General features: G+C 66.4%; 9 protein-coding genes, 1 tRNA gene and 1 pseudogene. 2 read left to right on the top strand and 9 right to left on the bottom strand.

All coding sequences use genetic code 11. The features are described 5' to 3' along the window. Positions 1–1022 (bottom strand): RNA-guided endonuclease InsQ/TnpB family protein (locus QSK17_RS27470; protein ID WP_285708255.1); only part of this gene is annotated, 1022 nt, incomplete at its 3' end. 126 nt (positions 1023–1148) lie between these two features. Here QSK17_RS27470 and QSK17_RS36475 point away from each other — a divergent pair. Then, entirely contained in the window at positions 1149–1421 is a 273-nt protein-coding gene (locus tag QSK17_RS36475) for a hypothetical protein (RefSeq protein WP_502889316.1), read from the top strand. A 498-nt stretch (positions 1422–1919) separates the two neighbouring features. Here the strand turns inward: QSK17_RS36475 and QSK17_RS27460 are convergent, their stop codons facing one another. Together QSK17_RS27460 and QSK17_RS27455 are read right to left on the bottom strand one after the other, a co-directional pair. Further along, positions 1920–2249: a hypothetical protein gene (locus tag QSK17_RS27460; protein ID WP_285708253.1), complete on the bottom strand. Its 330-nt coding sequence runs from the start codon at positions 2247–2249 to the stop codon at positions 1920–1922. Next, positions 2246–2479: a hypothetical protein gene (locus tag QSK17_RS27455; protein WP_285708252.1), complete on the bottom strand. Its 234-nt coding sequence runs from the start codon at positions 2477–2479 to the stop codon at positions 2246–2248. Before QSK17_RS27455 ends, QSK17_RS27460 begins: the two co-directional genes overlap by 4 nt. A 327-nt stretch (positions 2480–2806) precedes the next feature. Between QSK17_RS27455 and QSK17_RS27450 the strand changes: the two are divergent. Further along, positions 2807–3082 (top strand): annotated as a pseudogene (locus QSK17_RS27450) (alpha/beta hydrolase); the annotation flags it as partial. Here QSK17_RS27450 and QSK17_RS27445 read toward each other — a convergent pair. The 6 genes from QSK17_RS27445 to QSK17_RS27420 all read right to left on the bottom strand — a co-directional run bounded on the left by QSK17_RS27445 (position 3069) and on the right by QSK17_RS27420 (position 7986). Then, entirely contained in the window at positions 3069–3410 is a 342-nt protein-coding gene (locus QSK17_RS27445; RefSeq protein WP_285708251.1) for a DUF4277 domain-containing protein, read from the bottom strand. The pseudogene QSK17_RS27450 and the gene QSK17_RS27445 overlap by 14 nt on opposite strands. Before the next feature lie 141 nt (positions 3411–3551). After that, complete coding sequence (locus QSK17_RS27440) at positions 3552–4478, bottom strand: aminoglycoside phosphotransferase family protein (protein WP_285708250.1); 927 nt, start codon at positions 4476–4478, stop codon at positions 3552–3554. A 54-nt stretch (positions 4479–4532) separates the two neighbouring features. Continuing rightward, positions 4533–5111, bottom strand: a complete 579-nt coding sequence (locus QSK17_RS27435) for a LamG-like jellyroll fold domain-containing protein (RefSeq protein WP_285708249.1) — start codon at positions 5109–5111, stop codon at positions 4533–4535. Positions 5112–5467: 356 nt separating this feature from the next. Further along, positions 5468–5544, bottom strand: a tRNA-Thr gene (locus tag QSK17_RS27430). A 67-nt stretch (positions 5545–5611) separates the two neighbouring features. Then, a complete protein-coding gene (locus tag QSK17_RS27425; protein WP_285708247.1) occupies positions 5612–7165 on the bottom strand; it encodes an alpha/beta hydrolase in 1554 nt (517 codons plus the stop codon). Continuing rightward, a complete protein-coding gene (locus QSK17_RS27420; RefSeq protein WP_285708263.1) occupies positions 7162–7986 on the bottom strand; it encodes a PSP1 domain-containing protein in 825 nt (274 codons plus the stop codon). Before QSK17_RS27420 ends, QSK17_RS27425 begins: the two co-directional genes overlap by 4 nt. Between the last annotated feature and the right edge of the window lie 10 nt (positions 7987–7996).

Raw genomic sequence — 7996 nt, 5'->3', positions numbered from 1 at the left:
GGCCGGTTGGCCTTGTCCACATGCCCGCAGGCCGAGCAGGTCTGGGAGGTGTAGGCCGGATCAACGTGGATCACGGCGACCCCATGCCGGGCCGCCTTGTAGACGATGAAGCTCCCCAACTGGTGGAAACTCCAGGAGTGCAGCGTGACCCGCTGGGGCTTGCGGAGCCGTACCCGGCCGCGGATCCCGCCCAGATCTTCCAGGGCGATCCCGCGTCCGGTGCGTTCTGCCTCGGCCACGATGCGTTTGGCGATGCGATGATTGGTATCGGCGGCGAACCGCGCCTCCTTGCGGCGGCGCTTCTTCAGCAGCCGTTTGGCGGAGGCGGTGGCCTTGGCCTGCAACCGGCGGCGTAGCTCCCGGTTGCGGTGGCGGACCGCGTTCAGGCCCTTACCGCAGTGGCGGGCGCCGTCACTGGTGGTGGCGATGTTGGCGATGCCCAGATCCACCCCCACAAACCCGTCCGGTTCGGCGACCGGAACATCCGGGATCTCACAGGTCGCGTACAGGAACCACCTGCCATCCCGGCAGACCAGGTCGGATTCGCCCTTCCGGTACAAGGCGAGCATCTTGAGCTGGTCGGGCGAGCCGACGAACGCGACATTCTTCACCCGGCCGGCCGTGGTCCAGATCGACACCGTGTGGGCGGTGTGATCCCAGGACAGGCAGCGGTCATCGAACGGCTGCGCGGCATCAGCGCGGAAGGCGATCGGTTTACTCTCGGCCCGCGCACGGCGCGCCGAGCCTTCCGGTCCCAGGTTCCCGGCCCGGATGTTGGCCTTCAGTGTGGTGTAGGCGTCGGCGACCTTCTTGATCACATGCTGGGCGGCCTGCGCCCCCAACCCGCGCGCTTTCACCTCGCGATAGGCGTGCTTGCGCAACGCGTACTCACGCCGGTCCCCGGTCGTGAACGCCGTCACCGAGGCGAAGTTCGCGGCATCGTTGCAGGCGCGCAAGGTCGCCTCCAACGCCGCCGCCTGCTCAGGCGTCGGCCGCAGCCTCACCTGCACCACCAGCTTCACATCGAACACATTATCGGCTGGTGTGCGTCGCCGTGATGGAAACCGAATCCGGATGTCCGCCAAGGTCGCGGTGTGGTCTAGAGCCTCCACGCGCATTCGGTCTTCACGCCCAAGTATCGGCGTGGGGTGTTCACCGACGACCTGCTGTCACGATGCGAATACATCATGATCAAGGTCGCCGCCTCCTGTGGCGGCGCCCGCCGAGACGGCAGACTCAGTCGGCTGCCGCTGTCGATCATCAGGGAGTACATCGAGAACCAGAAACGCCCGGACCAGCGTCCTGGTGGGGAGAGGGAAGCGATTCCTCCCGGGCGTGAACGCCCGGGGTTCCTCGCTATACCGCTGAACCAAGCCGAGTGCGAGGAAGCTGGCCCAAAGCACCAGACCGTTGTCGATTGACGCCCATAACAACGAGCCAGCCCAGGGGCACCCCTAGCACGAGGGGCCAGAGCACGACGCCGTCCTTCCCGGAGAGCAACGCGACAAGAACGGCAACGGCCACGGCGAGGAGGACAAAAGCGTAGATGAGCGTGACCAAGGCAGCTCTGCGCCCGAACAGGTATGACCTGATCACACTTCCCTCCGGTTAGCAGGATCGCCTTACCGTTTACCAAAGCGTGTTAGCAAGATCGGGATTTTGTCGTACCAAGCAAAAGACCCCCGACCGAGTTCTGCCAGGTCAGGGGTCTTACTTGATGGAGCCGCCTTGGGGAATCGAACCCCAGACCTACGCATTACGAGGAGTAATCGGGCTGTCCACAACCATCCACGACTGTTCTCCACGCTTTGATCGAAGCCGTCGTAGCTCCCTATGCAGTTCACGGCCGTCCACACTCGTCCGGGATCGTTGTTAGCAGAATCGTTAGCAAGATCCCGTAGAGCGAGGGGCAGAGGAGCTCAAGCGGACAGCAGCAGTTCGGCTCGATCGTCCTCGGATAGCCCCGCCTCGCACAGTCGAGCCCGCAACTCCCGGTGTGCCTGCCACACCTCGGCCGAGACACCGGGAAGATCATAGACATACTCGACGGTAATCGCCGTGTCCTCAGGAACGCCCAGAACAAAGTGCTTGACCGACTCGACCGCCGCCCGTAGCTCCGCAAGGGTCTCAGCAGACACCCCCGAGCGGATTGGAGCATCCACCGGGCCGGCGTACCAGACTTCGGTATCGAGATCGAGGGTGCGTTCCCGACTGACCCGGAAGGTCAGGCGGTGGACGATGGAGGTCACTGCAACCAGTCCTTCCCGAAGACATGCTCAAGATCGGCCTGCAGGTCGTTCAGCGCGCGAACGCTGATGCCCTTCACCGGTACGCTCGCACGAGCCACGACAACCTGACGATGGTCGTAGAGCAAGAGTAGGCGAAACAGCGGCGTCGTCTCGGCCCAATCGATCCGCAGGTCTCGTTCATAGGCCAGCGTGTAGATCCGACCCCGGACCTCCTGATACGTGGTCAACACACGGTAACGGTAGAGATACGGAAACGCTCTGGGATGGGGAATCCCGGAAGCGGAAGGTCTCGTTGGCCATCTCGGTTCCGACCACTACGACCTGTGAGTTCTCTTCGGCCGTCCGGGGGAGACGCTCAGCCGGGCATGATCAGCGGACCAAGCTGTGAAAGTGTTGCCACTATCGCACCCAGAAACGATCACAGGGCGCTCTCCTGAGGGAGAACGCCCTGATCATTGATGGAGCCGCCTTGGGGAATCGAACCCCAGACCTACGCATTACGAGTCCTCGAACCTCGTGCTGCGAGGTGTCCGCGCGTGTCCGACCATGACCGCCGGGGCGGTGATGACGTTTCGCCCTACGCAGCGCCGGCTCGTGCCACCGACCTGTCCGCCCTCCCACCGGCCTTCATGGACGTCGGCTCGGTGGAGTCCCTCCGCGACGAGGCTGTGCCGTTCGCCCTGGAGATGTGGCGGGTCGGCGGATCCGCCGAGCTGCACGTCTGGTCGGGCGCCTTCCACAGCTTCGACCAGTGGGTGCCGAACGCGATCGTCTCCCGGTCGGCCGCGGCGGCCCGGCTGGCCTGGGTGCGCCGGCTTCTCAAGAACGCCTGATCACTCTTGACCACCGGATGAGCACCAGGAGCAGACGGCCCACCCGGTAGTCGTTGAGGGCATCCGGCTCGATGCCCAGCACCTCGGGCACCGCCCAGCACCGCGCCCAGTTCTCCAGCCGCACCACCGACGCCGGGCTGGTGAGCCGGTTGGCGATCAATGCCTCCACGACCTGGCCGTGGCTGACCCGTGCCACCTCACGGATCGGCCACAACCCATCCACCACGCCGGCGATCCCCAGCCGGCCGCAGAAGTCCGCGATCATCGGCAGCGACCCCAACGCCTTCTCCACGCTCGGCGGCCCGTACATCACCCGCGTTTTCACCACGCACAACACCATCACGCATCACAGAATGTGACCGCACCCTGTTCAGCCAAGGATCCCGATATCACCCGATCAACAGGTGATCACAGAGAGATCCCACGACGTCCCACGACATTTGATCACTCGTCATGTGCGAAGGTCGGGCTAGCCCGCGGTGTACTGACGGTGCTCGGCGAGGATGTCCTCGATCACCTGGATGGCCCCGACACGCCACCCGAACTGCATGCCCGCGTTGTCGACCTGGTCAGGGGTCTCCTCGCGCGCGTCGCGGAGGGTGATGGCGGCCTTCCACAACATCCACCCCCGGGCGCGGGCCCAGGTGTCATCGCCCAGGGCCAACCCGCGCCGAAACTCCTCGCGGCTCTCGCCATGGAAGAACGACCAGGCGATGACTAGGTCACACGCCGGATCTCCGACTCCGCAGGTGCCGAAGTCGATGACCGCGCTCAGCTTCCCGTCTCGCACCAGCAGGTTCCCGGCGCTCATGTCCCCGTGGAACCACACCGGCGACCCATCCCGGCTACTGCTCAGGGCCGTCCTCCACACGGTCATGGCCAACGGCGCGTCAATGACATCGGCCAGCGCGGTGATCGCCGTGCGGGCCGACTCGTCCCAGTGCACCGGAGAGGCGCCCCGGTAGAAACTGTGCAGCCCCGCCTCCGGCCCGCCGGTGGCGTCGATCTGGTACAGGGCGGTGAGGAATCGGCTCAGGTCCCGGGCAAGCTCCGCCAGATCGGACACCCGGTCCACCGTCGCGTGGTGACCGGGCAGCCACTCGTAGACCGACCAGGGACGAGGGAAGCCACATCCCGGCACCCCCTTGCCCAGGGGATTCGGGATCGTCACCGGCAGGTGGTCCCGTAACACCGGCAGCCAGCGGTGCTCCTTCTCGACCTGGGACGCGTACATCTCCGCGCTGGGAAACCGGAGCGACATGGTGTCACCCAGGCGCATGGTCAGGTTGTCCCACCCGTCTCGCTCCACCGGCCGGATCGGCAGCGACGCCCACTGGGGGAACTGCTCCTCCAGAAGCTGCCTGATCAGCACCTGCGTGATCTCACTCTTGTGCATGCGCCTCTTCCTGCCCGTTGGTCTTTATGTCGTCGTGGGAGGGCCAGGGCAAGGTCAGCCCCCGAGGTCCTCGCGGTAGACCCTGTACGCGTCCTCGCGCGTGAGCACGCCCTGGTAGAGCCGGACCGGGCCGATCGAGCCGTGCCAGTTGTCGACCGGGTCGTCACGCCAATAGGCCTGCCCGATGTGGACCGGCGCATCGGCGTGCCAGAACGGCCAGTCATCGACTGGCTTCGCCGAGCCGGAGTCGTCCGTGCCGGGAATGTACAGGCGAATCTCGAAGTTCTCCGCGTCCATGACACCGACCAAGAGCACCCATTCGTCCAACACGGATGAGTCCAGGATCGTCCTGGAGAAGGCGTTCTCCCACACGTACGGCCACGGCGGGCCAGGGGGGTCTCCGTCGACGGGCGTGGCCTCCAGGCACCACTTCACCACGTCCGGAGTCTCCTCGTCGATGGCCCGGGCACCCAGGTAGAAGGGGGAATGCGTCAGCGCGTCAGCCACCGGCCCAGGCTGGCTGACCGCGGTCAGCGCGAACCAGCCCTCCGGCAGCCGGAACTCCTTCCCCAGAACAGCGCTGTCCAGCCGCACCCAGGCGGCCACGCTGAAACTGCGGTCCGTGCGGAGCACAGACTTCTCGGTCGAGAGAAACTGTGTCGCCCCGTCCAATGCGACAGCTCGGGGGTTCCCCCCCGAAACGTGGACACCGACTGTTATGCGGCGAGTAGCACCATATCTAGCTGCTTCTCGTAGTCGATCGGGCTGAGGTATCCACTCCGCAGAAGCGACCGTCGCCGAGGTCTTCGCCCAAGCACTCGAGAAAGCACCCTGAGGAATGCCCCTCAACAGCCCCTTCCACAACCGGAAGGGGCTTTCTGCACCCTTGATCAAGAACGCGCCTAAGGGGGCCGGTGATGATCAACGGCCGCTGTTAGCAAGGGTGTTAGCAAGAAGGCCCCTTCCTTGATTGGAAGAGGCCTCTGAGCTGGAGCCGCCTTGGGGAATCGAACCCCAGACCTACGCATTACGAGTGCGTCGCTCTGGCCGACTGAGCTAAGGCGGCGTTGCCGTACGGCAGCGTACAGAAGTCTACAGGCTCGCGCCCCCTTCTCGCGCCCTCCTCCGCGACGTCATGTGATCTTCGGGCACATGGTGCCGTGCTTGGGCGCCTTGAGTGAGATCAGGTAGTCGTCGACCACCTTGTCCACGCACTCCGAGCCTGTCCGGTAGGCGGTGTGGCCGTCACCGTCGAATCCGAGCAGGACACCCGAGCTGAGCTGCGAGGCCAGCCCCTCCGCCCACTCGTACGGCGTGGCCGGGTCGCGTGAGGTGCCGACGACGACGATCGGCGGGGCGCCCGCGGCGGTGAGCTTCTTGTCGGTCCCCTTGGGCGCCACCGGCCAGTACGCACAGGGCAGCGAGCCCCACATCACGAAATTTCCGAAATGCGGGGCGACCTTCCGCGCCTCGACGGCTCCCTCGGCGTACGCGGCGGCGTCCTTCGGGTAAGGGTGGTCCACACAGTTGATCGCCATGTTCGACTCGGTCTGGTTGGAATACGAGCCGTCGGACTTGCGGTCCAGCATCAGGTCGGCCATCCGCAGCAGGTCGGTGCCGTCGCCGTTGAAGGCGTGCCCGAGAGCCTCCCGCAACGCCGGCCACGAATCCCGGTTGTACAGCGGCGTGACGACGCCGAGGACCGTCCACGACTCGTTGATCTCGCGACCGTCGCCCAGCCCGTTCTTCAGCGGATGTTCGTCAGCCCTCGCGAGCAGGTCCGACAGCTCCTTCATGGCCCCCTCGACCGTACGGCTGGAGAAGGGGCAGGCGCCGTCCTCGAAGCAGTCCTGGAGGAAGGCGGTCATCGCCACCTCGAACCCCTTCGCCTGGGTCTCGTTGGACTTCAGCGCCGGGACCGAGGGGTCCACCGCGCCGTCGAGGACCAGAGCGCGGACCTTCTTCGGGAACAGGTCGGCGTAGACCGCGCCCAGGTAAGTGCCGTACGACTTGCCGAGGTAGCTCAGGCCGGAGTCGCCGAGAACGCCGCGCAGCACGTCCATGTCCCTGGCCGCGTCGGCCGTGCCGACGAAAGGAAGCAGCCGGCCCGCCTTGGCGCCGCAGGCGGTCGCGAACGCCTTGGACCCGTCTTCGAGCGCCTTGACCTCGGCGGGCGTGTCGGGACTGGCGTCCAGGCTCACGTAGGCGTCGAGATCGCCGCCGGACATGCAGCGGACGGGACTGGACTCGCCCACGCCCCTCGGGTCGAAGCCGATGACGTCGAACCGCGACCGGACCTTCTCGCTGAGCACCGAGCGCGCGGCCCGCGCGTACTCGACGCCGGATCCGCCCGGCCCGCCGGGGTTGATCAGCAAGGAGCCGATGCGCTTCCCGGTGGCGGGCAGCCGGATCAGGCTGATCCCGATCTTCTCGCCGGACGGCGCAGAGTAGTCGAGCGGCACTTCGGCGCGGGAGCACTGGAAGCCGTCGCCGCAGTCCTTCCAGTCGAGCGTCTGACTGTAGAACGGCTGGAGCGCCGGCGTCGGTGCCTCGGCCCGGGGCTTCTCCTGCTCGTCGGCGCATCCCGTGGCCACGAGTGCCAGCGCCAGGAAGGCCGCCGCCACCCTGCGGACCCGGCCGGACAACGCCGAAGGCCCTGCAGGCCCCGCTGATCGAACGATCTTCACGCTTGCGGCTCATACCTCTCGTCGTGGGCCTTACGCGGACCGCAGACCGAGGCGCGTGAGCACTGGCACCGGCGCCCGCCGTCGTCGAGCCGCACGGTGACGTAGTCTCCCGGCACGTTCCTGCCGACGACCTGCCCCGGGCCCTCATCCGTCTCCACCCGGGAACCCGTCCTCGGGAAGGTCCGCTGCGCCTCGACGTACAGCGGGTGCTCGTATTTCAGGCAGCACATCAGCCGCCCGCAGGCTCCGGCGATCCGGAGCGGGTTGACCGGAAGGTCCTGATCCTTGGCCATCCGGACCGAGACGGGCTCGAAGTCCTTCAGGAAGGTCGCGCAGCACAGGTCGCGTCCGCACGGCCCGATGCCGCCCTGGAGCCGGGCCTCGTCGCGCGGCCCGATCTGTCGCAGCTCCACCCGGGCCCGGAGGTTGCGGGCGAGGTCCCGCACCAGCGCGCGGAAGTCGACGCGGTGCGGGGCCGAGAAGTACACGGTGAAGACGTTGTCGGCGTCCACATAGTCGACGCCGACGACCTTCATGGGCAGTTCGTGTCGTCTGATCAGGCGCTTGGACACGCTGCGAGCCTCAGCCCTGCGGCGGCGGTTGGTCTCGTCCCTGGCCAGGTGCTCCTCGGTCGCGATGCCCGCGCAGACCGGCAGACCGTCGACGTCCTCGCTGACGTACTGCGGGGCCCAGATGCACTCGGCCACCTCTGGCCCGGATTCGGTCGGCACGAGCACTTTGTCGCCGACCTTCGGGGAGTGCCCTCCGGGATCGAGGTAATAGAGACGCCCGTAGCGGGTGAAGCTCACCGCCATCATCATGCCCAAGCGC

The sequence above is a fragment of the Microtetraspora sp. NBRC 16547 genome (genome assembly GCF_030268965.1).
Taxonomy (GTDB): domain Bacteria; phylum Actinomycetota; class Actinomycetes; order Streptosporangiales; family Streptosporangiaceae; genus Microtetraspora.
Note: the sequence above shows the minus strand (reverse complement) of the source record. Positions and strands in the feature narration are given on the sequence as shown.